At 33.9% G+C, this 23866-nt stretch carries 28 protein-coding genes; 14 read left to right on the top strand and 14 right to left on the bottom strand.

From position 1 onward, the window contains the following. Window positions 1-292: transposase (locus BUB45_RS13185; RefSeq protein ID WP_170861761.1), on the bottom strand; the 292-nt coding region annotated here is incomplete at its 3' end. A 174-nt stretch (window positions 293-466) separates the two neighbouring features. On the opposite strand from BUB45_RS13185, the gene BUB45_RS13190 reads away from it, so the two are divergent. Continuing rightward, a complete protein-coding gene (locus tag BUB45_RS13190) occupies window positions 467-1135 on the top strand; it encodes a 4'-phosphopantetheinyl transferase family protein (protein WP_073010335.1) in 669 nt (222 codons plus the stop codon). A 368-nt stretch (window positions 1136-1503) separates the two neighbouring features. On the opposite strand, the gene BUB45_RS13195 is transcribed toward BUB45_RS13190, so the two are convergent. Together BUB45_RS13195 and BUB45_RS13200 are read right to left on the bottom strand one after the other, a co-directional pair. Then, the gene (locus BUB45_RS13195; protein WP_073010338.1) at window positions 1504-2352 is read right to left on the bottom strand and encodes an MBL fold metallo-hydrolase; all 849 of its coding nucleotides are present in this window, start codon (window positions 2350-2352) and stop codon (window positions 1504-1506) included. Then, entirely contained in the window at window positions 2352-2831 is a 480-nt protein-coding gene (locus tag BUB45_RS13200) for a MarR family winged helix-turn-helix transcriptional regulator (RefSeq protein ID WP_244527733.1), read from the bottom strand. Before BUB45_RS13200 ends, BUB45_RS13195 begins: the two co-directional genes overlap by 1 nt. A gap of 309 nt (window positions 2832-3140) precedes the next feature. On the opposite strand from BUB45_RS13200, the gene BUB45_RS20460 reads away from it, so the two are divergent. Together BUB45_RS20460 and BUB45_RS20465 are read left to right on the top strand one after the other, a co-directional pair. Further along, complete coding sequence (locus tag BUB45_RS20460) at window positions 3141-3314, top strand: DUF4372 domain-containing protein (RefSeq protein WP_139300162.1); 174 nt, start codon at window positions 3141-3143, stop codon at window positions 3312-3314. Between the two features lie 134 nt (window positions 3315-3448). Further along, window positions 3449-3835, top strand: a complete 387-nt coding sequence (locus BUB45_RS20465) for a transposase (protein WP_073010344.1) — start codon at window positions 3449-3451, stop codon at window positions 3833-3835. A 403-nt stretch (window positions 3836-4238) separates the two neighbouring features. On the opposite strand, the gene BUB45_RS13215 is transcribed toward BUB45_RS20465, so the two are convergent. From BUB45_RS13215 to BUB45_RS13230, 4 genes are read right to left on the bottom strand one after another with little or no spacing between them, the layout of a single operon-like run. Beyond that, window positions 4239-5186: an SAVED domain-containing protein gene (locus BUB45_RS13215; protein ID WP_073010347.1), complete on the bottom strand. Its 948-nt coding sequence runs from the start codon at window positions 5184-5186 to the stop codon at window positions 4239-4241. Further along, window positions 5183-5665, bottom strand: coding sequence for a Mov34/MPN/PAD-1 family protein (locus tag BUB45_RS13220; RefSeq protein ID WP_084723674.1), 483 nt, complete (start codon window positions 5663-5665; stop codon window positions 5183-5185). Before BUB45_RS13220 ends, BUB45_RS13215 begins: the two co-directional genes overlap by 4 nt. Next, window positions 5652-7358 (bottom strand): ThiF family adenylyltransferase, encoded by a 1707-nt coding sequence (locus tag BUB45_RS13225; protein ID WP_073010351.1) that lies wholly within the window; start codon window positions 7356-7358, stop codon window positions 5652-5654. Before BUB45_RS13225 ends, BUB45_RS13220 begins: the two co-directional genes overlap by 14 nt. Before the next feature lie 3 nt (window positions 7359-7361). After that, window positions 7362-8438 (bottom strand): cyclic GMP-AMP synthase DncV-like nucleotidyltransferase, encoded by a 1077-nt coding sequence (locus tag BUB45_RS13230; RefSeq protein WP_073010354.1) that lies wholly within the window; start codon window positions 8436-8438, stop codon window positions 7362-7364. A 385-nt stretch (window positions 8439-8823) separates the two neighbouring features. Between BUB45_RS13230 and BUB45_RS13235 the strand changes: the two genes are divergently transcribed. From BUB45_RS13235 to BUB45_RS13245, 3 genes are read left to right on the top strand one after another with little or no spacing between them, the layout of a single operon-like run. Beyond that, complete coding sequence (locus tag BUB45_RS13235; RefSeq protein ID WP_139300164.1) at window positions 8824-9138, top strand: GNAT family N-acetyltransferase; 315 nt, start codon at window positions 8824-8826, stop codon at window positions 9136-9138. A 13-nt stretch (window positions 9139-9151) separates the two neighbouring features. Further along, the gene (locus BUB45_RS13240; RefSeq protein ID WP_073010360.1) at window positions 9152-9517 is read left to right on the top strand and encodes a MerR family transcriptional regulator; all 366 of its coding nucleotides are present in this window, start codon (window positions 9152-9154) and stop codon (window positions 9515-9517) included. Next, window positions 9514-9903 carry a helix-turn-helix domain-containing protein gene (locus BUB45_RS13245; protein WP_073010363.1) on the top strand — a complete coding sequence of 130 codons (390 nt, stop codon included), beginning with the start codon at window positions 9514-9516 and terminating at the stop codon, window positions 9901-9903. Before BUB45_RS13240 ends, BUB45_RS13245 begins: the two co-directional genes overlap by 4 nt. Window positions 9904-10023: 120 nt before the next feature. Here BUB45_RS13245 and rlmH read toward each other — a convergent pair whose 3' ends face one another. After that, a complete protein-coding gene (gene rlmH, locus BUB45_RS13250) occupies window positions 10024-10503 on the bottom strand; it encodes a 23S rRNA (pseudouridine(1915)-N(3))-methyltransferase RlmH (RefSeq protein ID WP_073010366.1) in 480 nt (159 codons plus the stop codon). Window positions 10504-10584: 81 nt separating this feature from the next. Continuing rightward, on the bottom strand, window positions 10585-10932 hold the full coding sequence (locus BUB45_RS13255) for a hypothetical protein (protein ID WP_073010369.1): 348 nt from the start codon (window positions 10930-10932) through the stop codon (window positions 10585-10587). Window positions 10933-11076: 144 nt separating this feature from the next. Here BUB45_RS13255 and BUB45_RS13260 point away from each other — a divergent pair, with 144 nt between their 5' ends. From BUB45_RS13260 to BUB45_RS20720, 4 genes are all read left to right on the top strand, one after another. Continuing rightward, window positions 11077-11619: a PadR family transcriptional regulator gene (locus BUB45_RS13260; RefSeq protein WP_073010373.1), complete on the top strand. Its 543-nt coding sequence runs from the start codon at window positions 11077-11079 to the stop codon at window positions 11617-11619. 221 nt (window positions 11620-11840) lie between these two features. Further along, entirely contained in the window at window positions 11841-12344 is a 504-nt protein-coding gene (locus BUB45_RS13265; RefSeq protein WP_073010376.1) for a DUF4188 domain-containing protein, read from the top strand. A 415-nt stretch (window positions 12345-12759) separates the two neighbouring features. Continuing rightward, window positions 12760-12966, top strand: a complete 207-nt coding sequence (locus tag BUB45_RS20715; RefSeq protein WP_342068357.1) for a Rossmann-fold NAD(P)-binding domain-containing protein — start codon at window positions 12760-12762, stop codon at window positions 12964-12966. Window positions 12967-12970: 4 nt separating this feature from the next. Continuing rightward, window positions 12971-13447, top strand: coding sequence for an SDR family NAD(P)-dependent oxidoreductase (locus BUB45_RS20720; protein ID WP_342068358.1), 477 nt, complete (start codon window positions 12971-12973; stop codon window positions 13445-13447). A 356-nt stretch (window positions 13448-13803) separates the two neighbouring features. On the opposite strand, the gene BUB45_RS19930 is transcribed toward BUB45_RS20720, so the two are convergent. Together BUB45_RS19930 and BUB45_RS13275 are read right to left on the bottom strand one after the other, a co-directional pair. Continuing rightward, on the bottom strand, window positions 13804-13944 hold the full coding sequence (locus BUB45_RS19930) for a hypothetical protein (RefSeq protein ID WP_164085399.1): 141 nt from the start codon (window positions 13942-13944) through the stop codon (window positions 13804-13806). Between the two features lie 15 nt (window positions 13945-13959). After that, the gene (locus BUB45_RS13275; protein ID WP_073010379.1) at window positions 13960-15228 is read right to left on the bottom strand and encodes a helix-turn-helix domain-containing protein; all 1269 of its coding nucleotides are present in this window, start codon (window positions 15226-15228) and stop codon (window positions 13960-13962) included. A gap of 715 nt (window positions 15229-15943) precedes the next feature. Here BUB45_RS13275 and guaC point away from each other — a divergent pair. Next, the gene (guaC, locus tag BUB45_RS13280) at window positions 15944-16930 is read left to right on the top strand and encodes a GMP reductase (protein WP_073010382.1); all 987 of its coding nucleotides are present in this window, start codon (window positions 15944-15946) and stop codon (window positions 16928-16930) included. A gap of 327 nt (window positions 16931-17257) precedes the next feature. Next, window positions 17258-17842 (top strand): DedA family protein, encoded by a 585-nt coding sequence (locus BUB45_RS13285; RefSeq protein WP_073010385.1) that lies wholly within the window; start codon window positions 17258-17260, stop codon window positions 17840-17842. A gap of 2 nt (window positions 17843-17844) precedes the next feature. Here BUB45_RS13285 and BUB45_RS13290 read toward each other — a convergent pair whose 3' ends face one another. After that, window positions 17845-18630: a phosphatidylserine decarboxylase gene (locus tag BUB45_RS13290; protein WP_073010388.1), complete on the bottom strand. Its 786-nt coding sequence runs from the start codon at window positions 18628-18630 to the stop codon at window positions 17845-17847. Window positions 18631-19099: 469 nt separating this feature from the next. On the opposite strand from BUB45_RS13290, the gene pssA reads away from it, so the two are divergent. Together pssA and metA are read left to right on the top strand one after the other, a co-directional pair. Next, entirely contained in the window at window positions 19100-19786 is a 687-nt protein-coding gene (pssA, locus tag BUB45_RS13295) for a CDP-diacylglycerol--serine O-phosphatidyltransferase (RefSeq protein WP_073010391.1), read from the top strand. A gap of 312 nt (window positions 19787-20098) precedes the next feature. Next, on the top strand, window positions 20099-21007 hold the full coding sequence (gene metA / locus BUB45_RS13300; RefSeq protein WP_073010394.1) for a homoserine O-acetyltransferase MetA: 909 nt from the start codon (window positions 20099-20101) through the stop codon (window positions 21005-21007). A 176-nt stretch (window positions 21008-21183) separates the two neighbouring features. On the opposite strand, the gene BUB45_RS13305 is transcribed toward metA, so the two are convergent. Both BUB45_RS13305 and BUB45_RS13315 read right to left on the bottom strand, forming a co-directional pair. Further along, window positions 21184-21552: a hypothetical protein gene (locus BUB45_RS13305; RefSeq protein WP_244527734.1), complete on the bottom strand. Its 369-nt coding sequence runs from the start codon at window positions 21550-21552 to the stop codon at window positions 21184-21186. A gap of 1505 nt (window positions 21553-23057) precedes the next feature. Next, entirely contained in the window at window positions 23058-23819 is a 762-nt protein-coding gene (locus BUB45_RS13315; protein WP_073010400.1) for an AAA family ATPase, read from the bottom strand. Between the last annotated feature and the right edge of the window lie 47 nt (window positions 23820-23866).

Here is a 23866-nt window from a genome sequence, read left to right on the forward strand (position 1 = left end):
CGTTGGAACGCTTATATGGAGCCACTGTTTGTTGTTGAAATTCGCCGTTCCTATCCCTTGGTATACGAAGTTGTAGCTCACCGTACTCCGTCTTAAAAGTACGGTCATAAAATCTATTACGAGAGTTACCAGAATGAACTCCTTTGCGTTCATACGGTTCGTAATCCAGGAATACAGTTAATTCATGTTTTAGTAGTTGGTTAATAGCTTCTTCTAAATGACGACGAAAAACTTCTTCAATATCTTGTTTTTTTGCTAGTGCTTCAATTAAATCTGTAGTAAGATGGTTCATAGGGAAGACCTCTTTTCTGTGAATTTTGTGTGCTAACTTTATTCTACACAAAGGGTCTTCCTTTTTCTATGAACATGTTTAATTGGTATTTCTATTTACACAAAATATTTTACACTCTCTTGGTATGGTTTTTCCTATTTCCCCATTTTTTATTTCGAAAGGAGTAAGTCGTAAATGAATGTATATGCTGTAAAGATACCAGAGGAATTGTCTGATTATGAATTTGCCAATTATTTAAAAGGCATAACTAATGAAAGAAAAGAAGAACTAGTAAACAATTTAGACAGAACAGAATCTATTCGCAGCCTTTTTGGAATTTTATTAATTCAACAAGTACTATATGAGAAGGGGATAAATATTAATAATATTTCATTCTGTTATAATGATTATGGTAAACCATTTTTATATGGACAAAATACAGTTCACTTTAATATTTCTCATTCTGGGGAATGGGTGGTATGTGCAACAGATATCTTACCAATTGGAATAGATATAGAAAAAATTAAACCTATTGATTTGAAAATTGCGAAACTATTTTTTTCCAAAGAAGAATATGAATTTATTAAAAGTATGCCTAATAGAACTAAACTTTTCACATTTTATGAATATTGGACTCTTAAGGAATCCTATGTAAAAGCAGTTGGGAAAGGCCTTTCTATACCATTAGATTCCTTTTCAATCCTAAACAATAAAGACATGTATTTTTTAAAAGGAGAACACAAATCAAAATATTATTTTTATCAACCAAAATTTAACGAGTGTTACGCTTTAGCATTATGTACTCAAAACTCTGTAAGAGATTTTAAAATTACATATTTTAAATATAAAAATTTAATACATTAACTACATCTTAATTAACTCAACTTTTGCACCTAAGAGTAAACAGATAACCCTTACTGTTACAGGATGAACATGTTTACCATGCACCACAAAAAATTTGTTCTGTCTAATCTACCTTTTTGTTCAGTTATTTCAACTGTATAAAATATCCTGCTAGCGGACACTTTACCTTCTATCTTTGTCAACAGGTGTATGGAAGAAATGACCAACCCTGTTCCTATGGATAGTGAGTTACTTTTTAAAGTGCAAAAGTTAAGTTTATTAATAAAGTCTGAGAACATCCTTCTCAGACTTTAAAATGATTAAATATTATTTCATTGATTTTTTAACTCTAGTTTTTTATATTGGAAAAATTCACTGTTTTATACAACTTATATACCATTAATGAAACAATAAACAATTTCCTCTTCTAACTGACTTAATTTACGATTCAATTGAGCAGATAGCTCATTGACCAAATTCAGGCGGTTTCTTTGATATTTTTCTGTTAAATCACAAATTAACTTTAAAAGATTTATATACCCCATAAATTCATCTTTAGTTAATGGAGTTTGATGTGAAAGTACATAAATTTCTGCATCAAACATTTCAATTTTTTCTATCACATTTCTAACATTATCAACCTTATATTGTGGTTGTTTCGTATATACACTCGGATATAAACAATCCCCTAAGAAAAGAACCTTTTCTTCCTCAACAAAAATAATTGAAGAATCATCAGAGTGATCGCCACCTACATGTTTAACTATACACCGGGTATCACCTAAATGCACCTCAAACTTTTCTTTAAAAGTAATATTAGGTAAGGTAATATTGATATTTCGGTTATCATCAAATTCTTTTTTTATCATTTCTGAACAAAACTGACTCTCTAAGCCTTTTTCTACACGATTATTTAAAGCGTCATCTGACCATTCATAATCCATAATTTTTTCAAGATGCTTTTTTGTTTTTTCATGTGCGATAGTTAACATATTCATTTTATTTGCTCCAAAGCTATGATCCCAATGCCAATGTGTTAACATAACAGAATGAAAATTATTTACCTGCTGTTGTTCTATCTCATTAAGAAATAATTTAGCATGTTCATCAGAGTTTCCAGTATCTACAATTAAAGTCTGCTGAGTTCCACATATAGCAGATAATATTGGTCGATCTGTTTTAGGGTCATGAGGTAAATAGTAAATACGATCGGTTAGTTGTTTTAGGTTATTTGTCATTACTTTATCTCTCTCCCTTTGTTTTTATTAGTTTCTATAATCTTATTTAATGTATCAAGAATATTTTTCAATTCTGTTAAGCTTACTTTCGAGTAATATTTTCCTACCAATAATTCATCGATTTTTTCTAGAAGGATATGAAAATCTTTTCCTCTATCTCCAAGATAAATCAGGGTTTCTCTACGTTTTTGTGAATTCATCTGACGTTGAATCATTTTCATTTCTTCAAGTTTTGAAAGTACTTGGCTAACTGCACTTTTTGAAATATCAAAATGAATTGCAATATCTTTTGCAATTATAGGCTCATTTCGAATGATATAGAACATTGTTATTTCTTGTTGCGGAGTTAACTTAAAATTTTCTAACTCCTTAACCTTTTCAGTTTCTTGTAGAATTATTAATCGAAATTCTTCAAATTTCTGATTGATTTCGTCCATAATTTTTAAATAGTCATCCATAGATTTATTACCTACATTCATTATATAATTTTGAATTAAGTTAAGTTTACTTAACTATTATATGTATGTCAACTATAAAATATGAATGATTATTAAGTAATTTAATTTGTAACACTATGATAGTTTATTACTTCCTATGTATTCGTTTCTATGATTGAGAATATAAATTATAACACTAGCGTTGCATAAACTTTTTATAAAAAAGTCAAGAAAAAACAACTCGTGTCAATACTGTGAATAATGGGAATTATCACTACAAAAACACATAAAAAAACCTTATAATAAGAGAATGGTAGTCCTGTCCAAATCCCAAATTATAAGGAGCATTTCATGGACAATCATACCATAAAAACTGTATTCAAGGAATACATTCATCCATTAGATTCAAAAATTATTCAAACAATGACCGCTATCACGGAGTTAGATAAGTACGTTAAAAAGCTAGATACGATTACTTTTATTAACTTATTCATCTACGCGCAACTAAAAAATGAAGTAGCCTAAAAGAAATTAGTAATGCACTTTCAAGGAAGAAATGCGTTCAGAGACTAATAGGTATAGATAGCATTAGTAAGTCGCAACTTTCGCGTAAAAATCGAGAAATACCACACGAGACACTCGACGTTATTTTACGCCATTTGATTCAAAAAATTCATCTTATACTTGGGCCTGTAAAAGCGGAAAAGGTATTGGACAAGCTGAATCTCATTGATTCATCTACCATTTCCATGTGCCTGAGCGGGTATGAATGGGCTGTTTTTCGGGAAACAAAATCGGGAATTAAAATCCATACTTCTGTTCTGTTGTGCGAAGAGGACGTATACCCGAATAAAATCATCCCAACCCCAGCTCGACCTGCAGATGAAACGAAACTTAATGCATTAATTATGCCAGATGAAGATGTTCTTAACGTATTTGACCGTGGTTACTTCAACTTTAAAAAGTTTGACGCTTATTCGGAAGAAGGAATCAAGTTTGCCACACGTCTAAAAACCAATACAAAAGTGCACGTGATCGAAGACTGAGTATTGCGGACAGATTGAGCCAGCTATGCGGAGTTTTAAGCCACCGTTTGCGAAGAATAGAGCCAGTAAGTGCGGAAGAGAGAGCCAATTTTTTCGAAAGAATATTTAGAAGCCACTGGAAGGCTATCCCAATGGCTTCTATTATTTTATTTTAATTGTTAAAACCTTGATTTCTAGGTGAAAATATAGTAACAAAAATACGTAATGTCTAAGTATCTCCCCCTTCCTAATGTTGATTTGAAGACCAAATTACCACTGTTTTTTAGGTGATAACCCTATGATAAGAAATACTAATTAAACTTGATTTTAAATATGTCTCGACAACGATTCGGTGTACAATTTATGTAAAAAAAGAAGAACGATAGGAATGGAATCCTATTATTCTCCTTATACTCAATATATTCTAATTAAAAGTTATAATCTCTTCTGTTCTTAAATTAATTGCCCAATCATAAGCATTGTTATTGAAGTTATAAACTATTATTTCAGGGTGATAATGCTCAACTATTCTACCTAAACTAAAACTTAATGAAACAGGTGTAGTAGCAAATAAATGTATTTTATTAACACCGTTTTCCTTTAATTTTGACAGTAATTCTAAAAACCTTTTTTGATATAATTCAATCTGTGCGTAATTAGTTATATTCCAACGGTTAGGACTTTCCACACCTAATGATACAACTTGAGAGGAACCCGATACCTTTTTTATCTCGTCATCCCCTATTGGAAATGACTGTTCTATTTTAAGTGCAACCTCATTGTTATACTTAATTTCCGAATTATAATTACTAACTATTTTCAGGTCAGTGTTATACTTTCTTTTTAATTCGTAAAATCCCTTCCCAAGGCACTCAGAGTCCTCTCCTTGATATTCATAGAGAATTGCTTCATCCGTACTCTTAAAGTGATATCCGTCTAAAAAAGCAAGTGGTACATGAGGAAATCCTAGGTATATTAATGAGTTAGAATTTTTACTACGTTTTATTGCTGTTTTCATTTTGGATTTTTTCTTTTTTAGTACTTTCTGGAGTTCTGAATAATTAATGCTTCCATCTACTTTAAACTTTTTTAGAAAGTTATGTGTTATGTATAAACATCCCTGTTCTTGATATTCTCTCTTTATACTAGTAAAGTTGGCCTCTTTCTTTGTAAATGTAGCCAACATAATAAAGTCTCTTTTCATAAAGCATAGAACATAATTAATTACCCAGTTATATGCGATTTGTAGCCAGCCCCACTTTTTATACAGAATAATACTAGAAAAAATTAATATAAGTAGCATTATTATTGAAGTGATAGGGTCATTTTGTATAAGTTTAAATATTTCTTTAATCGAATTGATTACTTTCATTTATTATATGCTCCTTTAAATACTAATTCTATTTTTTCATTTTCACGGTTGCCAACCCAAACCCCATAAATGTTTATACCACCAATAATAAACACTAAATAATCAGAAAATGTTTTAGACTCCCTTAATAACTTTTTCCAGTTTTTATGATCCTGCTGTGAATAGTGAGGGTCCATTTCAGGATGAGTATGCCATTCCCCCAGATACATTACAGTTCTATTGCTTTCTTTCCACTTCTTTTGTAATAAAGCGTTATGACTATCTTCCCTTCGGATAAACCTATACCTTGATTGGAAGTCCTCTTTTTGTGGAAAGGTGTAGTCCCTAAGGACAGTATCTCTACTATCAGTTAATACTGAACCTATTAACATTCCTCCTGACTCTTTATCAGCAGGACTATCTTGTCGCATATTTTGAATTACTTTAATAACTTGCTCTTCAATTTGGATTACAACCTTTTCCCATTTAATACTGATCATAATAAGCCACGTCCTTTAGATTAGAACAGGCATTGCAACTTCTATCAATATATTCATAGTCATCCTGACCTAAAATATCCTTTGGCTGATTATACCTATCAGAAGTTTTAAAACCGCTCTCTTCAAATGTTTTTGAGGACCCCTTCCATGACACGAGTGGATTTCCTTTAATATCATCCTCTAGAAATCTAAAAACTAACCTTGAAGCAAGCAATGCTGTTTCCATAGAATCAATACTTCCATAAGGTGTAAAGGCACCTGCACAACCATTCATATTTTTGATAAATGGCACCTCACTCTTACCAGCAAGAGATGAATACAACCTTAATTCACTATCTATCAAGCATTCATAACAGCCGTTTCCTCCGTTATTAACTACAAGTGCATGTCCACCTATTCCATATGCTTCAACCCATGTAAAAATTGCAGGAGTTGATGATTCTAAAATAAGTTTATTTAGTCTTCTTTCTATATTGGGATCGCCAATTGCTACTAATATCAAATCAAAATCGTTTAGTTCTATTTCTCCATTTTCAATTGTATCTAATACTTCATTCTCAATTGTTTTTATGTGTACATTAGGGTACCTATTTTCAAATTCTTCTTTTAGCAATTCAACTTTTGGTTTACTTTCAATAGATTTATTCATCCCCAGAAAATGTCGATATGAATTTTCAATTTTCATTCTATCATCGTCTATCAAAGTAAAATTCTTCATTCCAGAACGTGCTAACATAAATAATAAATCACTTCCAACAGACCCGCAGCCTACTAATAAAGTGTTAAGAGGTTTCTTTATCCCACCGCCTCTTTCTATTAATGTGGTGTCATCATTTCTAAATATAAACAAAGGTGTCACTATAAAATCATCAACAACGCTGTCATCTATAAGCGGAATTATTTTTTTTGAGAGAGAATGATTTACCTTTTCGTACCATAATCCGATAATTGCTTGGTCACCTGTCAATAATGGAATTCTTAGCATATAAAAGTATCTTTTCTTATTCATTGAAAACTTTGTAATCTTCAACAGTGTATCTTCGGAAATATGATTTCTGATTAAACTTGTTATTTCTTCATTACTCCAAAATCGATCAAATTGAGGAACCTTCCCCTTGTAAGTATTATCTAATGGAATATAATATGCTTTTTCCAGATTACGAGATTTAATGTTCGTATTTAATAACTTACCTAATAAAGACCTAGACTTCATATCATTTGTTAAAAAAGCAAATGGTTTACCTCCCATTGCCAAAACAGAAATTTCAGTTGGTTCATCTTCTGGAGTATATACTGAAAAAACATGGTTTGTATTTTCTAAGGTTCCAAAATAATAACTAAATTCTCTATGGTATTCTATTTGCGGAGAATTTGAAATTAATACCCTTTCAACTCTGTCAAAAACAAAGTCAAGTGTTCTTTCTGGAATATCGCTCCAAATCACACCCTCTTTTTCTAAAAAACACACTAGTCCACTCCTCATAACGTGTGGTATGTCCGGAATATGATGGTACTTTTCATTAATATGAACTATTGGTAATTGCATTGGAAACAAAGGACTAAATGTTATCGTTAAAGGTATTCGATACCCATTTCTCAATTCAAATAAGAGTTTATAATGATATGGTTCAACCGAAATAACTTTGTCCAAGTACTCTTTGTTTTGCAGTAACTCTTGAAAATTAATATTCATGAATTAATATCCTTTAGCAGAATTGGAAGAAGGCGCACTAGATAAAGCAACTTGTTCATATCTTGCCTCTTTTGATTCAGGTATTGGAAATTTATCACCAAAATACTTTGGGCTAAGAATATTACATGCTTCGTGTGGATCACTCTTACCTTCTGCTTCAATCAATGCATCTTCTAATTCACATAACTTCTGGTAAAAAGAATCCATTTGATTATTTGACATCTTAGAGAAGACATTACTATATGGTTGTACAGGTAATTTGTATTCAATAGTATAAAAACTTTTCTCCAAATCGTAATCCCACTTTAATATAAATTTACTCTTTAATTTGCTTACAAAATCTTTTAGAGCACCCAGATCATCATCTTTAAGTTTTCCTGATAAAGAGTTATATGATTGCTTATGAGAAAATAACTCGACTGCTGCAATAGTTATTCCTATACTTGGAGGACGTGAATTACCTGAAGAGTTGAAGCAAACATCCTTCCACTTCTTCATGTATCTTACAACTCTCTTAAATTGTTTTTTTGCATCTTCTGTAAATGAATTTTTGATATGATCATTTAGACCTTCTGGATCAGCAAGATCCCAATATTTACTGTCTTTGTTAGCAAATTCCTTGCCCCAAGCAAGATACAAATTATTATTATACTTTGATTTTAAATACACTGGTAAATCGACATGATATACTGGTTCATCTTCTAATGAATAGGTTATGGTTACACAGGGGTTTTTTATCTTAGGTGGAGTATTAGTGTGGTTTTCAAGTATATCTCTAATCATCGTTTTAAGTTCGACACTGTCTGTATAATCTTCTTTATAAAGGTCAAAGATTACACCCTCATCGATATCATAATCTTTATCTTCCGGTACAATCCCTAAATCTACAGCATAACTACCTTGGTCAATGAACTCTAGACTAGGAACATCTTTCTTCTTTTCTTCAAACTTGGTCTTAACACCATTCTTTATTTTATCTGTAATAATATCTCTCTTTTCCCGTAACCCTTTACTTTCCTTAAGACGTTTTAGTTTAATTGCATCATGGAACTCTTCGAATTGTTTTTGAATTTCTGCCATTTTTTAACCCCCAAAATAGTTTATTATCTATTATTATACGACAAAATCTGGTAATCAAATAACTTTCTAAAATAAAATGCATGTTTAATAGAAATATTTTATTTGTTATAGGCTGATTAAGTATTTATAAACTCCTTCGAAAAAATGTAAAATCCTGTAGTTATATTGTACCATAAATTGTATAATAGAGGACAAACAATACGAACGTAATTACGATATTGGATACGAGGTAAAATATCATACTAATTTAATAACTAATAGAGGCTTTGAAATAATATCAAGCACTCAAAACGGGGAATTCAAACTAATTTTGTATAGACACTTTTACGACGATACTCCGAAAGATAAAGAAAAAACAATCATTCTTGGCATACGAGTCATTACTATGAAAGGAATTCTTTATCCTGATCCCGTTTTAAAAGCCTTTTTCAATGATGACCTTACTGAAATATCTTTAGCAGATATTGATATCGAAGAGTACCTTTCTAATTACGGTTTCGGAAGCATACTATTAAGTACTCTTATTGACATTGCAAAGAACAGAAAAATAAACAGTATTTCTGGCTGGATATCCAATGTTGATATTGATCATATAGAAAGATTGGTTCACTTTTATAAGAAGCACAATTTTGAGGTAATCTTAGATGACAATAATAAAGACAGCCTTAAAATTGGTAATTTAATATGGCAACGTAAGTAATGGAGGGGAGTTAATGGACAGCCTGCTAAGTAGTAATTCATTTGAGTATCTGTTGGAGACAATCATTAAAAATGAGATATCTGATACATTAAATAATCTGTATCAGGCTAAAGACTATTCCACCAAAAAATATTTAACTATCAAAGAAGTATCCTCATTAACCGGCATTGGCTCTTCCGTAATACGTCAGTTGACATTTTCAAGAGCAATGCCTCACCGAAAAGTTAAATCTCGCATTATTCTAGATAAAAACGAAATAAAAGAAACAATTGATATTTATAAAAAGTTTGGTTGGACTGATCCAGATAATAATTGGGATGTGAATTCCGTTCAGTCTGAAATTGATAACTTCCACAAAAAAAAGGGGAGTCTACAATGATCGATGAAATAATTAGGAAAATAATAAGAGAAGAATTAACTATTTTTTCAAATGAAATAAAAAACTTCACAAAAAAAGACAAAGAAAGTTATTATGGCAGAACTGTTCTAACTATAAAAGAAGCAGCAAATCATTTTCGAACGAGTCCGGCTACTATTTATAATTTAATTAAAGATGACGGAATGCCACACTTTAAAATCCATTCTCGCCATTTTATTGTTCTTGAAGAGGCCGAAGCATATTTATGGAGAGAAACTGCAAAATCGTATGCTGAAGAGGGAAATATATATTGGCAGCGAATTTTACAAAGGCTAGATTGGGAGGAAAAAGAAAGAAACGCCGCATATGAGAAGGCACTTAAAAGACTCGAAGAAAGTACTTATTAAGTTTTTAGAATTGCAAAGAACACATTCCATAAAAAGGAGTGCGCTCTTTTGCCATAACAAATTACTAGATTTTTTCTATCCATTCTTTTTTTATAACAATTTCCACCCTTTGTTTTACCACTATTTGTGATACGGTTCCCCCCGATTAATCCGAAATGCCCTATACACCTGCTCCAACAGAATCAACCGCATCACCTGATGTGGGAAGGTCATTTTCGAAAAGGATAGATCAAAATTACTTCTATGTTGTACCTCTGCACTGATTCCAAGTGATCCGCCAATGACAAATGCTATTTTGCTTCTTCCATAGGTGGCGAGTTCATCCAATTTGCTGGCAAATTGTTCTGAAGTAAGCATGTTGCCGTTAATTTCTAACGTGACAACAAATGTGTCTGGATGAATATGGCTTAAAATGCGCTCCCCTTCTTTTTGTTTCACATGTAACATTTGCGCTTCACTTAAGTTTTCCGGGGCTTTTTCATCAGCTACTTCCACGATATCTACTTTTGCGTACGTGCTTAAACGTTTTAAATATTCTTGTATGCCTTGCTTTAAATATTTTTCTTTTAATTTCCCTACTGATACAATGGTAATTTTCATAATGCGTAACGTCCTCATAGATTTTTTCTTTAGTTTACCATAACTGACCGTGCTTTTTACTAAAATTTCTTCTCTTCACCCCTACAAACTAAAACCCACTGCAATATACAGAGCTATAATAGCAATTACGCTAATGACTACAAGCACTCGGGTTGTTGTTTGAGACAGCGACTTTACTCGCTTTCCTTTGAACCATCCAGTAAATTGGAACTTATTTCGGTACAGGACAAAAATAAGGATGGCAATGCCTATGGCTTGTAGCGCTAAAAAGTACATCAAATATGGATATACTTCCGTCAACTGAGCGATCGGTCTGTTCGTGAATATTTCTAAAAAGTAATTGCTTATCGCTCCAAATACGAAATAAAGTACTACAAAGATGAACAGCGCACGAAACGATTCAAGCAATCTTGTAGAAAATAAACGCATGCTACCCCTCCGTTCCACACTTTTCTTCCATTATAACAAAGATGCATTCAAACAAATTGTTTTTTCTGAAAACACTTTCCATTTTTAAGTAATTCGTGTATTATATATCTAAATGATATATATCAAATAGATAGGAAGATTCCTTTGAAAACGTATAACAATAGTACCTATGCGCTACTTGGAATTTTGACTTTAAATTGTCGCACGGGTTATGAAATTAAACAACGGATGGATCAGAGCTTAAATCATTTTTGGAAAATTAGTTATGGGCAAATTTACCCGAATTTAAAAACATTAGTTACCGATGGCTTAGCAACCGTTAAGGTCATGTCACAGGATGGGAAACCAGATCGAAAGGAATATTTCCTTACTACCAAGGGGGAAGAGGTGTTAAAGAGCTGGTTAAAAGAGCCATTGCAGCATATTGCTAATGAGCGTAACGAAGTGCTTTTGAAATTGTTTTTTAGTAGACATCAGCCTGCAGACGAGACGCAATCGTTGATACGTCATTATAAAGAAGAATTACAGAAAAAAATAGACACCTACGAAGCGATTGAAGAAATGATAGGCACTAATTATTCTCAAAACCCTGATGCTACTTATTGGCTGTATACACTAGACTATGGAAAGCGGACAACCAAGGCTGCTATAGAATGGTGTGAAGCTACCATAGAAAAAATAAAGTAAACTGGCTTTAGTTATAACTTCTTTTCTGGGCTCTTTCGAAAAGCTTAATTTCTTATTCTGTACAAAGATGACTTGAAAAGCAAGATGCGATTGCTTCGAGAAAAGCGTGATCACTGGGGGCGGGGTGCGAGTAAAGAGGCTTCATTTAACCTATAGAAAAGTTAGAAGCAATAGGCAATATCATAACGCCTCCATATACTGTAGAGGGGAGAGAGGATATCATGATAAAACAGGTCTACTCTGGTCGTTATACCACAGAAAATGAAGAAGATATTGTTGTGTTTTTAATAGGGATGCGGGTTAACCGTAGATTAGCTGTACATAAATGGCTTCCCGTCTTTTTAGCAATGCCGCGGATGATTAAAGAACTTTACACATATAAAGATACGTTAGGCTTTTTATCTATGGAAAGTTATTTTGGCCTGCGCACGACGTTGATGGTGCAATATTGGCGGTCTACCGAAGATTTGCTTGCCTATGCAAAGGGGAAACAACATCTAGCTGCATGGAAACGGTTTAACCAAAAAGCAAGCCATACAAATGCGGTTGGTATCTATCATGAGACGTACATCGTACCAAAAGGTAATTATGAAGCAATTTATGCGAATATGCCCTTATACGGTTTAGCAAAGGCAAACGAACATATTCCTGTCTCATCTAAACGTACAACGGCTAAGCAGCGTTTGACACAGGCTACAGTTAACCAAATAAATGATTTGAAGTAATGTGGAACAGCTTGCTGATGTACTAAATCAAAGCTTGCGAGTTGTTCCTACAGGAATATCACATCTTTTCCTTCGGTAGGTTGTGGGTATGCTTACATCAATCTGTTTACGGGACTTTTATTTGCTCATATGGTTAAGCGCCACAAAGGTTTGGCTTGAAAATCTCTTTATGACATACGAGAGTGAGGTTCTATTTCCTCCCCCTAGATTTTATTCCACACATAATACTGTGTCTTACATGATACAATCAACCATAACGTAGCAATTTCTAGAAAAACTTTTAAATGGAGTGAAAAATTTCACATCTAGATGGCAACTACCTTCCATAATCCACCTAAAATTTTACATGCTAAGTCGTACAACATGTTTCCTAAAAGCACCTCCTATGTACATACCTATCATTTGGAGGAGAAGGATGAAAATATTAACTGGCAAAATTGCTATTGTAACTGGAGTTCGTAATTCGAAAGGTATTGGAGCTGCAACATGTTTGTCTCTTGCAAAAGCAGGAGCTGACATCTCTTTCACGTACTGGTCTCCATTTGATGAAGCGGAAGGAAGATTGGAAAAAGATTTCCCTAGTAAGCTTTGTGAAAAAATAAATAGCTTTGGAGTGCGCTGATCACATGGCGTTAGACTTAAGCCTAGAAGAGTCCCCAAACAACTTGCTAAATACAGCCCAGAATAAATTAGGTACTGCTTCCATTTTAGTCAATAACGCAACCTACGAAGCTCCAACGAATTTCCATACGTTAACTTCAGAAAATCTAGATAACCATTATCAAGTGAATAATCGCGGAACCCTTTTATTAGCGGTTGAATTTGCTAAAAGATATGAACAGCAATTTCCCAACGAGAAAGAAGGCCGGATTATCAATCTCGTCTCTAGAGGGCCAGATCCAAATAATATAGCTTATATTGCTACAAAAGGGATGACTATTGCTGCTACAGAGCCATTATCCGTTGCTCTAGCTTCCATTGGCATAACGGTTAATTCTATTGATCCAGGACCAACGGATACAGTTTGGATAAATAAGGAAATAAAAAAGTGTATTACCTTTATTCCCAGCTGGTCGGCTGGGCCGTCCAGAAGATGCCGCTAAACTGATCACCTTCTAGCAAGTGAAGATTCCTATTGGATAACAGGGCAAACCATTCGTTCTGAAGACGGATTTTTAGGGAAATAACAATACATTAAAGGACTGTTGCACCATGCATTTCTGACCGTGCAACAGCCCTTTTTCTATGATTTTAAAACACTTCCAGCATATAACATCAGCGATCTTTTATCGCTACAGCGATATATTGGATACGTAATATCTCCTATCCTATGGCTTGTTTCGCTGAGCGTTGTATTTTTCCTATGCTATCCCCTATAGGTATGTAAAAATGATATGGGAAAGTTTCTTAGAGGTTAGAGTAGTTTAAGTAGTATTAGTAAATGAGATAGGTTTTTTGTTTAGCTTGTTTCATAGGTCGTTGTTGGTTTAGGAATATTCGCGTTCATGGTTAATTTGTCCTCATTTTGCGCACCATTTGTAAACAAAAATCCACCTATCAGAAGTGCCCCAAATATAAAAGATACTACAAATTTCTTCATCTACTATTCCCCCTTCTATAGTTTGATTATTTTGTCATAACTCTCGTTGGCTACTTTATAATATTTCATCGCCTCCTTATACTTACCCATTTTTTCTAGATGGGTAGCCAACAATCTTGAATAAAAAACTAAATAGTTATATGCTTTTTTTTGTTTTAGATATGGAATAAATTCATCTGCTAATACGATTTTAAAATTCTTTAAATCGCCATTTAATAAATGTGTATAAGTTTTAATTACATAGCTATAAAATTTATGATATCCTTTGTCTTGGGTGAAGTTAAGAGCTTCCTCACCCAAGCGCAAATATACTTTAGTTTTCTGCCAATTATCGCTTTTGTAAAAACTATGTATTAAGTGCGTAATAGCATCTAATCTAAGTTCATAATCTAAGTCTGTAGTTTTTAAGCCAAGCTCATAATTTTCAATGGATTTTTTTGAATTCCCTGTTGTAAAATAAAACAGCCCTAAATTAAGATAGGCTAACTGAATAACTTGTTCTTCGTTGTTTAACTTACCTAGATACATTGCCTGATTATAATTTTCTAACGCAACATCATTCATTCTTATTCGTTGATACGAAATTCCCAGCAAGATATGACATTGAGCGCAACGTGTAAAGTTATACTTTCGCTGAAACTCAGCCATTGCTTTTTCTGCATAATTTATAGTCTCTAATCCATTTAGTAAATGACTATGTTGAATGGAAATGGCATAATACAAATCAGCAATCTCTTCTTCTTCAATTTCAGCTGATCGATGCACTTTCTCGGCTTTTTTATAGCATTGTAAAGATTGTTGATGTTCTTCTTTCAAGGAGTAATAATTCCCTTGAAATTTATTCCAAAAATATTTATGTAGAGAATTAAAAGAGTCTGCCATCTCGTGGAGTTCATTAATTTTATGTAAGGCTTTTTGGAAATCACGTAAGATAATATAGTAACGAACTTTATGAATCTCAAACATAATTGTTTGATTGTTAATACTTTTATCCATTACGTTTTGCAATTCTTCATATCTTGTTATAATTTCCTGTTTATCAAAACGGTCATATAACATGTCGTACCATTTCTTACATTTGTCTTCAAAATTTGAATCAGGTATATTTGTAAGCTCAATTCCTAGACGATTACATAATGCTTGAATAATCTCTGAATTGGCTTTTGCTTTCTGATTTTCTATTTTTGATAAATAGGACAAAGAAACAATACCTTCTGATAATGCTTCTTGTGTCATATTTTGCTTGGTTCTATGTAATTTTATAATATAGCCTATATCTATCAAATCCTAGTCCCCCCTTTAATACGTTATATTATGTAATATTATACCACAAGTCTAAATATTTAGTGTTTGAGAAAAAATATGATTAATCTAAAAAATTACACCTAAATTAGGGTTACTAATCAACAAATTTTCTTTTAACAGGAAAATGTACATGGTGTAGTAGAATTACGCATTATTAACTGTCAATTTTTGTGATCTACTCTTTTTTATTTAAAACAATACACATTTGCTACGAAGATAAAAAATATTTTTTTAGTATTATCATAAATGAAATAAGCAACCTTAAATGAACAACCTTTATAAAACTCCCTCCACAACTTAAATTTTCCCCTTCCATTATCATATTACTAGATATCCCTCTTAGATAAGCTGCTTGTCACCTAGTCTTTATGCACATTTATCGTTTTTCTTACCCTATAAAGTAAGGCTTAAAATATATATAGAACAAAAAAGATTGCTGCCGCACGTTTTTTCTAACATCTTTATATCCCTTTTCCCAAACGTATAAAAACCCCTCTCAGAAAAATTTAGCTTGCTGCAAATCTTTATGACGTTAAAACGTGATCGTCTTGCATAAACTATAAACTCTAATTTGTCATGCTTCCCTGTCGCGGATATAAAATTTTGACTTCTCATTCAAAATCATGTACATTACTAATAGACGAACGTTAAATATAAACGAATAATTTTTATTCGGATTTTAGAGGTGTTAGGTATGGATAATGTGTTTGATTACGAAGATATTCAATTAATTCCCGCAAAATGTATTGTACGCAGCCGTTCAGAATGTGATACGAGCGTCACATTAGGCAAGCATACATTTAAATTACCTGTTGTACCTGCAAATATGCAGACAATTATTGATGAAAAAATTGCGTTGATGTTAGCTGAAAATGGCTATTTTTATATTATGCACCGCTTTGAGCCAGAAAAACGTACCGATTTTATTAAAGATATGCATAAACGTGGACTCATTGCTTCCATTAGCGTTGGTGTGAAGGACGAAGAATATAATTTTGTAGAGCAGCTAGCAGCAGATAAACTGATCCCAGATTATATTACAATCGATATTGCACATGGACATTCGGAGTCTGTGATAAAAATGATTCAACATATTAAAAAACATGTACCTGAGAGCTTCTTGATTGCTGGAAACGTTGGTACTCCAGAAGCTGTTCGTGAATTGGAAAATGCGGGCGCGGATGCTACGAAGGTTGGAATTGGACCAGGGAAAGTATGTATTACGAAAATTAAAACAGGCTTTGGCACTGGTGGCTGGCAATTAGCAGCGCTTCGCTGGTGTTCAAGAGCTGCAAGCAAGCCGATTATTGCTGACGGTGGTATTCGTACGCATGGAGATATTGCTAAATCGATCCGCTTTGGTGCAACGATGGTGATGATTGGTTCGCTTTTTGCTGGTCATGAAGAGTCTCCAGGGGAAACCATTGAAAAAGATGGCAAGGTTTTAAAAGAATATTTCGGTTCTGCTTCCGAGTTCCAAAAAGGCGAGAAGAAGAACGTCGAAGGAAAGAAAATGCTTGTAGAGCATAAAGGTTCCTTAAAAGATACACTGCAAGAGATGGAGCAAGACTTACAATCCTCCATTTCCTATGCAGGTGGTAAAAAGCTAGAAGCCATCCGTACCGTCGATTATGTAGTTGTGAAAAACTCCATCTTTAATGGTGATAAGATTATATACTAAATGAAACTTTACCTTATAAAAACGAAGGCTACCCCCATCAAGAATGGTATGAAGCCTTCGTTTTTATATTTCTAAATTGCAAAATTATATATTCCCTCTATATTTCTCCTATAGCGCAAGAACAAATTATTCGTTGCGGTTTTCTTCCAAAATACTTTCTTTTAATTCAAAAAGCAATAATTCTCTAGAACCCTTCATACAGCATACAGCTTTGTTAACATAATTTTCTACAACGAAGTTCTATAGCAGTTCCCCATTAATAATGGTATACTATTCTTACATTTAAAGGAATTGATACTACTCGGTATCTTGAAGGAATGGAACAACATGACAGATTTAGAAAGCTTTATAGTTCATTATGGATACATCGGAATGTTTATTGTTCTTATATTAGGGATTGTAGGGATGCCTTTTCCAGATGAAGTATTACTTACATATGTTGGCTATCACGTATCTTTAGGAAATATGTCACTCAATCTAGCTATATTCATTGCCATCTTGGGTTCAATAAGCGGGATCTCAATAAGCTATTTATTGGGGCAGTGGTTAGGTGTCCCATTTATAAAACGTTTTGGTCCTAAATTACGCATAAAAGAAAAACAGATAGACTGGGTTCGGAACCATTTTAATAAGTATGGGGCGACATTTCTCATTTTTGGTTATTTCATCCCCGGAATTAGACATGTCACTGCTTATGTAGCAGGATTTAGCAAATATCATTATTTTCGTTTTGCTATTTTCGCTTATATAGGCGCTATTTTTTGGGCATCCACATTTATTATTTTGGGGAATATTTTAGGTGATCAATGGGAATATATTACAACCTTTTTCTCGCAAGCATCAAAAATAATGTGGTTAATCATTCTTACTGGCGTCTTAATTATCATTCTGAGAAAAATTAAACGAAATTAAAATCAAGCATTGGAAAAAACACCGACGCTCTTTCCAAACAAAATATCATTGTTTCCTGCTATATCTGGTGAAAATTGAAAAGTTGCTCTTTCGATAAATAATACAACTGTAGAACCAAATGAAAAATAAGCCAGTTCTTCACCACGCCCTAATTTATCCGAACGAGCAGTAAGATGGACACTATTGACATTTAAGGCGCCTACTTTCACAACAGCAATATTTCCTAATTCACTTTGGATTTCTGTTATTCTACGATAATTAGTTGATAGAGGGCTATTCCCATATTTTAAACCAAGAGAATTAACAGGATAAGATTTTTCGCCAAGCACCCAACTTTCTTTGATTATCCCATCTACAGGACTATGTATTCTATGATAATGACGCGGTGATAAGTACAAAATAATATATTTTCCATTTCGATATACATTCGCCTTTTCTTTACTACCTAGCATCTCTTCTAACCTAATTTGTTTGTTTTTTATTGGGTATTTTTCAACATCCTGAACAAATCCAAAATCGCTTATCACGCCATCTACTGGGCTAACCAAACAATTAGGCTGTGATTCTATAGACCTGCAACCGAATTTTAATTTTCTAGTAAAGAGTTGGTGTAAGCTTTGATATTCTGACAACGATTTTTCCATTTCTTCTTGGTTAATACGGTATACTTTCGCAAAGATTGGGACAAGCATGCGACTCCAAGTAGAACTTGTAAAACGAACGAGCAATTGAGATACATAATTATTTCCGGTTAATTCAACAAATAATTTCAACCAAGCTTTTAACAAATTATCACTCCTATATATGAACTTACAGAATGAAACTATAATCGAGGGTTTGCTTTCGCTCACTCTATAAACGAACTATTATATCGTTGCTTCCTTGCTATTAATTTTATAATTATTCTTGTATAAAATAAAGATTTATACGTTTTCCAACAATTGCTGTTTACCATTTAGTCTATTTTAGCAGTAAAATAAGTAAGAATGGTGAAATAGATTAATAATATGTAAAGTGCTTTTTTAATTAAGCAAGACTTGTTCAGCTTGCATCTCAAATTCTTGAAACAATTCATACAGCACCTTATATCGGAGTAAACCTAAAAATTTTATCTCGATAGCAGAAAAGATTTAACATCTCTCGAGGAAGTTCATTAATTCACATAATGTGATATTACTACATTCACATTTTATAAAGTCATCTAAACTTATATGTAGATAAATGTAACATTACAAGTAATAAAATCAGGAGGAAATAATGAATTTTAAAAAACAAATACCTAACCTTTTTACATTGGGAAACTTATACTGTGGCTACTTATCCATCGGTTATACGGCATCTAATCACTATAAAAACGCAGCTATTTTTATTCTTATCGGAATGTTACTTGATAGTATAGATGGAAGAATAGCCAGATTATTACATGTTGAAAGCCCTTTGGGAAAGGAGTTAGATTCTTTAGCTGACATCATTACTTTTGGTGTCGCACCAAGCTTTTTAATGTACTATACAATGTTGTTTGATCTTGGGTGGATTGGTCTAGCAATATCAGGACTATTTCCTTTGTTTGGGGCTTATCGATTAGCTAGATATAATATTACGGCAAAAGAAGAATCATTATATCATTTTACTGGAATACCCATTACTATAGCGGGGGGAATTCTAGCTACCCTCATTTTATTTAGAGAAGACATTCCGAGTACATTTACTATGGTTATTTTTATTTTGCTTTGTTTTTTAATGGTTAGTACCATACAAATACCGAGCCTAAAAAAAGTACGCTTGCCAAGAAACGAAACCATTGTCACTATTCTTATAGGAATGATGTTATTTATGAATCATGCTAGATCTTGGAGAGTATTTACTTCTCTTCTTTATATAGTTATCCCGCTATACCTTATTTATATGACGTATCGTTTTATCAAAATAAAAGCAAGTAGATAAATAGCTTGTTGGTAAAACATAGAGCGGAACATCTATCAGTGAGAATCCTTTCTCCACGGAATAGAGTAGCCCTTGAAAATTACCCGAAACCAATTTTTATCGCTCTGACAGTACGGAGGAACGACCTAAAACCTCCTAAATTTGTAATCAGGACTGTGCCTAGTACGTTTTCCAGCTCGTCGTAACGCCAAGGGTTACAAAATCTTAGATACGAGATATATTTTAGACCATCTTCTTTTTCAAAGCAGATCGATAGAACTTTCTGTCAATTACCTATATAATAGGGAAAATACGAAAAAGGAGGGTTCCTAGTTGCCGATTACAATTCCTAAGCAATTGCCAGCACACGCTACTTTGGAAAAAGAAAATATTTTCATTATGGATACGGTACGAGCAACGACACAAGATATTCGACCGTTAAATATTGTGATCGTTAATTTAATGCCGGAAAAAGAGCGCACGGAAACACAGCTTCTCCGGCTATTAGGGAATTCTCCCTTGCAAGTGCTAGTGACATTTCTGCATACAGCAACACACGATTCAAAAACCGTCAGTAAATCACATCTGAACCAATTTTATCAAACGTTTCATTCCATTAAGCATAAACGGTTTGACGGAATGATTATTACCGGTGCACCTGTGGAAATGCTCGCTTTTGAAGAGGTGAATTATTGGGAAGAGTTGAAAATGATTATGGAATGGTCGAAAACCCATGTAACTTCTGTATTACATATTTGCTGGGCAGCTCAGGCAGCACTATATTACCACTATGGAATAGGAAAATATGCGCTCCCAGCCAAATGCACAGGAGTGTTTTCTCATACGATTTCACATTCTACCGTCGAGCTTATTCGTGGGTTCGATGATGAATTTCTAGCGCCACATTCCCGTTATACGGGAACATCACTAGCAGACGTTCAAGCTGATAGTCGTTTAATGGTACTCGCTGCAACGACGGACGACGATCCGTTTATTATGATTTCCAAAGACGAGAAGCACATTATGCTTACAGGGCATTTTGAATATGAGTTTGATACCCTTGCAGAAGAGTACGATCGAGATAGAAAAAAGGGGCTTAACCCAGCAATACCGAAAAATTATTTTCCTGATAATAACCCTAAAAAGACGCCACTCCATCGTTGGCGCTCCCATGCACACCTGCTATTCTCTAACTGGTTAAATTATTATGTCTATCAGGAAACACCATACGAATGGAAATAGTTGATTTGCTAAGCATCAATTTTAGCTTCTGTTGAGGAAAATTGAAACGCCATTAAAACTGTATCTCTGCTAGCATTAAGCTTTATCGCTTATGAAATAAATGCGCAAGCCCTTTAGCATGTAGTCTGTGGGCTTGCGTTTTTATTATAAATGGGAGGGGATTACATTTGCAGAAGCTAATAGCCATAATAAGGAGGATAAGCTCCATAGCCTTGATAATATGGAGGGGCGAAAGCATTTACTAACGATCCAGCTAATAAACCACCCGCTAATCCTCCAACAAAGGGAGCTACTCCAAAACCAAATCCAGGAAAGAATCCAGGGCCGCCAAATCCGAAGCCTGGTCCAAAGAATGGCCTAGGCCCAAAAAATGGTCTAGGTCCAAAGAACGGTCTTCCAAAACCAATTGGACGACGCATCCAGTCTTGTTCTTCGTAATATGCAGGAGCAACTTCATATGTTGTTGGATATGTGAATTCAAGCTCTTGATGATTACTTGTTTGAGCAGGATCATTCCATTCATAAATCATTTCTACTTCCCTCATTTCAATTTTTTTCTCTACGATAAGATATGAAAAAGATTGGGTGTTTGTGCGAGAAACTATTGTGTTTCAACAATCATAAAGTGAGGTTGATTTTATAGATTGAGGGACTTAGCTAGCAAAATCGGCTTTATCTGATATCTTTAACCACTTGTTTTCATCTATATGATGACAACATAAACCTTCACAAGCACTTCAAATGTTAAAGATACAGTTCATTAAATGGTTGAATAAGGTTGAAACCTCTCGTGGAAATTCTTTGCATTAGAGCATACTTGAGATTTGATGGCATACACCAAATGCAACGTTTTTCTTACTTACTAAGCTATTCTCCGTAATGTTGCGTTTATTTCAGCGAAACGCGTTACCCTGGTTCGTTTCCACATTAGGATTTTTTGAATAGTGTGATATAATTAAATTTAGGTAGTTGTATATGCAGGGTGGTATGTGGCACTCACCTTCCGAAGTTATTTCTTTGGGAAAGGGGGTGATCACATGGTTATTACTACAGACCATTTGCTCGTAATTTGTGCATTCGGTACTTTAATTGTAGCGATAATCAACTCCAACACAAAAAAGTAATCCACCCTGCTCGCCCAAGTAGGAAGTAGATTACTTTTTTACTTTATTGCGCCACCGCTGTCTTGCGGTATAGCTACCTTCTAGACGTTAGTGTTAGTAACACTAACACTAGCGTCTTTTATTATTATATGTTATATATATTTATTATATACAACATGCATTTTGTATGCAATCAAAAACGTTTTGAAGCTTTTTTACACGTTATAATTCTTAGTGTTTTTTGGTTCACTTTTCCTCGTTTCATTCCTATTCATGAAACGTTCTATACGTTTTAACGCTTCATGGATTCTTTAAGTAGCAAACTCAGTAAGTTTAGTTATTTCACTATTAAATAGTATATTTAGCCTCGCCCTCTGCTCTTATGCTATATTATTATGTAGTAATAAACGTCTGGTTGCGGTTATTTAGTTCGAGAGGGAAATGCCGCCCAGTGTTGGTACTACAAAGTAATAAAAACGCTCACAAACAAAGAAATTAGTTCTAATATACAGCACACAACAATCATTGAAGTGGTAGTCTTATTAGTACTTCAAATTCGAAATAAGGTAGAAACGAAAACGAGGGGATATCATGCTTAGAAGGAAGAAATGCATTTGCTGGAATTGCAATAAAAGTACACCATACAAAAGATTATGGTATCGTGGACTTGCAACTAGAACAGTAACATGTCCATACTGCCAAGCAGAAAACGACTTAAGTCTCAAGCAACTTTCACTCCAATTTGTCGTATTTTTCATTGGAATGATCTTTTTTCTCGTTGGTGGATTATTTTTCAATTTTAAGAGCTTTTATTTCGCTATCGGAATTTTGTTATATGCAATAACCATGGCGCTTGAATTATATATTACCTATGAGCATCAAGCGAAAAGCTAAGGGGGGCGATTGATTTATCAGCTCCCCCTTAGCATCTCCTTTTACCCTTTACATTAATCAAACAAGTGGTGGAGCATGCGCTGTTTATTTTCAAAAAACTGTGCCATCACCTTGTAATGACTCGTTTGCTCCAACTCTGTTTCCTGCATACCATCTTCCGTTAGCTCCAAAATACTCGCACTCGGATAAGCCATCAATATCGGTGAATGCGTAGAAATAACAAATTGCGAGCCTTCCGCCACAAGATCATGAATTCGTCGTAACATCGACAACTGCCGTAACGGCGACAACGCCGATTCAGGCTCATCTAAAATATACAACCCATTCCCTTGAAAACGGTGCATAAACGTCGCAAAAAAAGCCTCCCCATGAGATTGCTCATGCAAAGACGTTCCACCAAAGGAATCAATAATCCTCGGTCCTCCTGATGCAAATTCATCTAATTCTTCTATGTTAGTAGCTACATTATAAAATGACTCTGCCCGAAAGAAAAAGTAATCTTGCGGCTGATACACTCCCCGCGCAATCCGAATATATTGATCCAATGACGAATGAGAATCATAGCTAGAAAAATTGAAATTCTTCGATCCGCCTTCAGGGTTAAACCCTAACGCAATCGCAATTGCTTCCAATAAAGTGGATTTTCCCAATCCATTTTCACCAATAATATATGTCACATTTGGATGAAAATAAATCCCAGGAAAATCCTTTATCACTGGCAAATGAAATGGAAACTCATCAGCATTTGCAGGTATTCGATCTTCTTTTAAGTGAACGGTTTTTAAAAATGCTGTATCTGACGTTAGTTTTGGCACACCTATCACCTCAAATATAAATGTTGCTTTTATTTTAGCATGAAGCT

This window comes from Virgibacillus chiguensis, assembly GCF_900129865.1.
In the GTDB taxonomy this organism is placed as follows: Bacteria; Bacillota; Bacilli; order Bacillales; family Amphibacillaceae; genus Virgibacillus; species Virgibacillus chiguensis.

Bases quoted from the DNA above. Each gene is read 5' to 3' on its own strand.
- BUB45_RS13305 (WP_244527734.1), bottom strand. From the start codon at position 21,552: ATGAGGGAAGTAGAAATGATTTATGAATGGAATGATCCTGCTCAAACA.
- pssA (WP_073010391.1), top strand. From the start codon at position 19,100: ATGAATTTTAAAAAACAAATACCTAACCTTTTTACATTGGGAAACTTA.
- BUB45_RS13285 (WP_073010385.1), top strand. From the start codon at position 17,258: ATGACAGATTTAGAAAGCTTTATAGTTCATTATGGATACATCGGAATG.
- BUB45_RS13215 (WP_073010347.1), bottom strand. From the start codon at position 5,186: ATGAAAGTAATCAATTCGATTAAAGAAATATTTAAACTTATACAAAAT.
- BUB45_RS20460 (WP_139300162.1), top strand. From the start codon at position 3,141: ATGGACAATCATACCATAAAAACTGTATTCAAGGAATACATTCATCCA.
- BUB45_RS13265 (WP_073010376.1), top strand. From the start codon at position 11,841: ATGATAAAACAGGTCTACTCTGGTCGTTATACCACAGAAAATGAAGAA.
- BUB45_RS20720 (WP_342068358.1), top strand. From the start codon at position 12,971: ATGGCGTTAGACTTAAGCCTAGAAGAGTCCCCAAACAACTTGCTAAAT.
- BUB45_RS13240 (WP_073010360.1), top strand. From the start codon at position 9,152: ATGGACAGCCTGCTAAGTAGTAATTCATTTGAGTATCTGTTGGAGACA.
- BUB45_RS19930 (WP_164085399.1), bottom strand. From the start codon at position 13,944: ATGAAGAAATTTGTAGTATCTTTTATATTTGGGGCACTTCTGATAGGT.
- BUB45_RS13190 (WP_073010335.1), top strand. From the start codon at position 467: ATGAATGTATATGCTGTAAAGATACCAGAGGAATTGTCTGATTATGAA.
- BUB45_RS13245 (WP_073010363.1), top strand. From the start codon at position 9,514: ATGATCGATGAAATAATTAGGAAAATAATAAGAGAAGAATTAACTATT.
- BUB45_RS13225 (WP_073010351.1), bottom strand. From the start codon at position 7,358: ATGAATATTAATTTTCAAGAGTTACTGCAAAACAAAGAGTACTTGGAC.
- BUB45_RS13220 (WP_084723674.1), bottom strand. From the start codon at position 5,665: ATGATCAGTATTAAATGGGAAAAGGTTGTAATCCAAATTGAAGAGCAA.
- BUB45_RS13255 (WP_073010369.1), bottom strand. From the start codon at position 10,932: ATGCGTTTATTTTCTACAAGATTGCTTGAATCGTTTCGTGCGCTGTTC.
- guaC (WP_073010382.1), top strand. From the start codon at position 15,944: ATGGATAATGTGTTTGATTACGAAGATATTCAATTAATTCCCGCAAAA.
- BUB45_RS20715 (WP_342068357.1), top strand. From the start codon at position 12,760: ATGAAAATATTAACTGGCAAAATTGCTATTGTAACTGGAGTTCGTAAT.
- BUB45_RS13235 (WP_139300164.1), top strand. From the start codon at position 8,824: ATGAAAGGAATTCTTTATCCTGATCCCGTTTTAAAAGCCTTTTTCAAT.
- BUB45_RS13195 (WP_073010338.1), bottom strand. From the start codon at position 2,352: ATGACAAATAACCTAAAACAACTAACCGATCGTATTTACTATTTACCT.
- BUB45_RS13230 (WP_073010354.1), bottom strand. From the start codon at position 8,438: ATGGCAGAAATTCAAAAACAATTCGAAGAGTTCCATGATGCAATTAAA.
- rlmH (WP_073010366.1), bottom strand. From the start codon at position 10,503: ATGAAAATTACCATTGTATCAGTAGGGAAATTAAAAGAAAAATATTTA.
- BUB45_RS13200 (WP_244527733.1), bottom strand. From the start codon at position 2,831: ATGAATGTAGGTAATAAATCTATGGATGACTATTTAAAAATTATGGAC.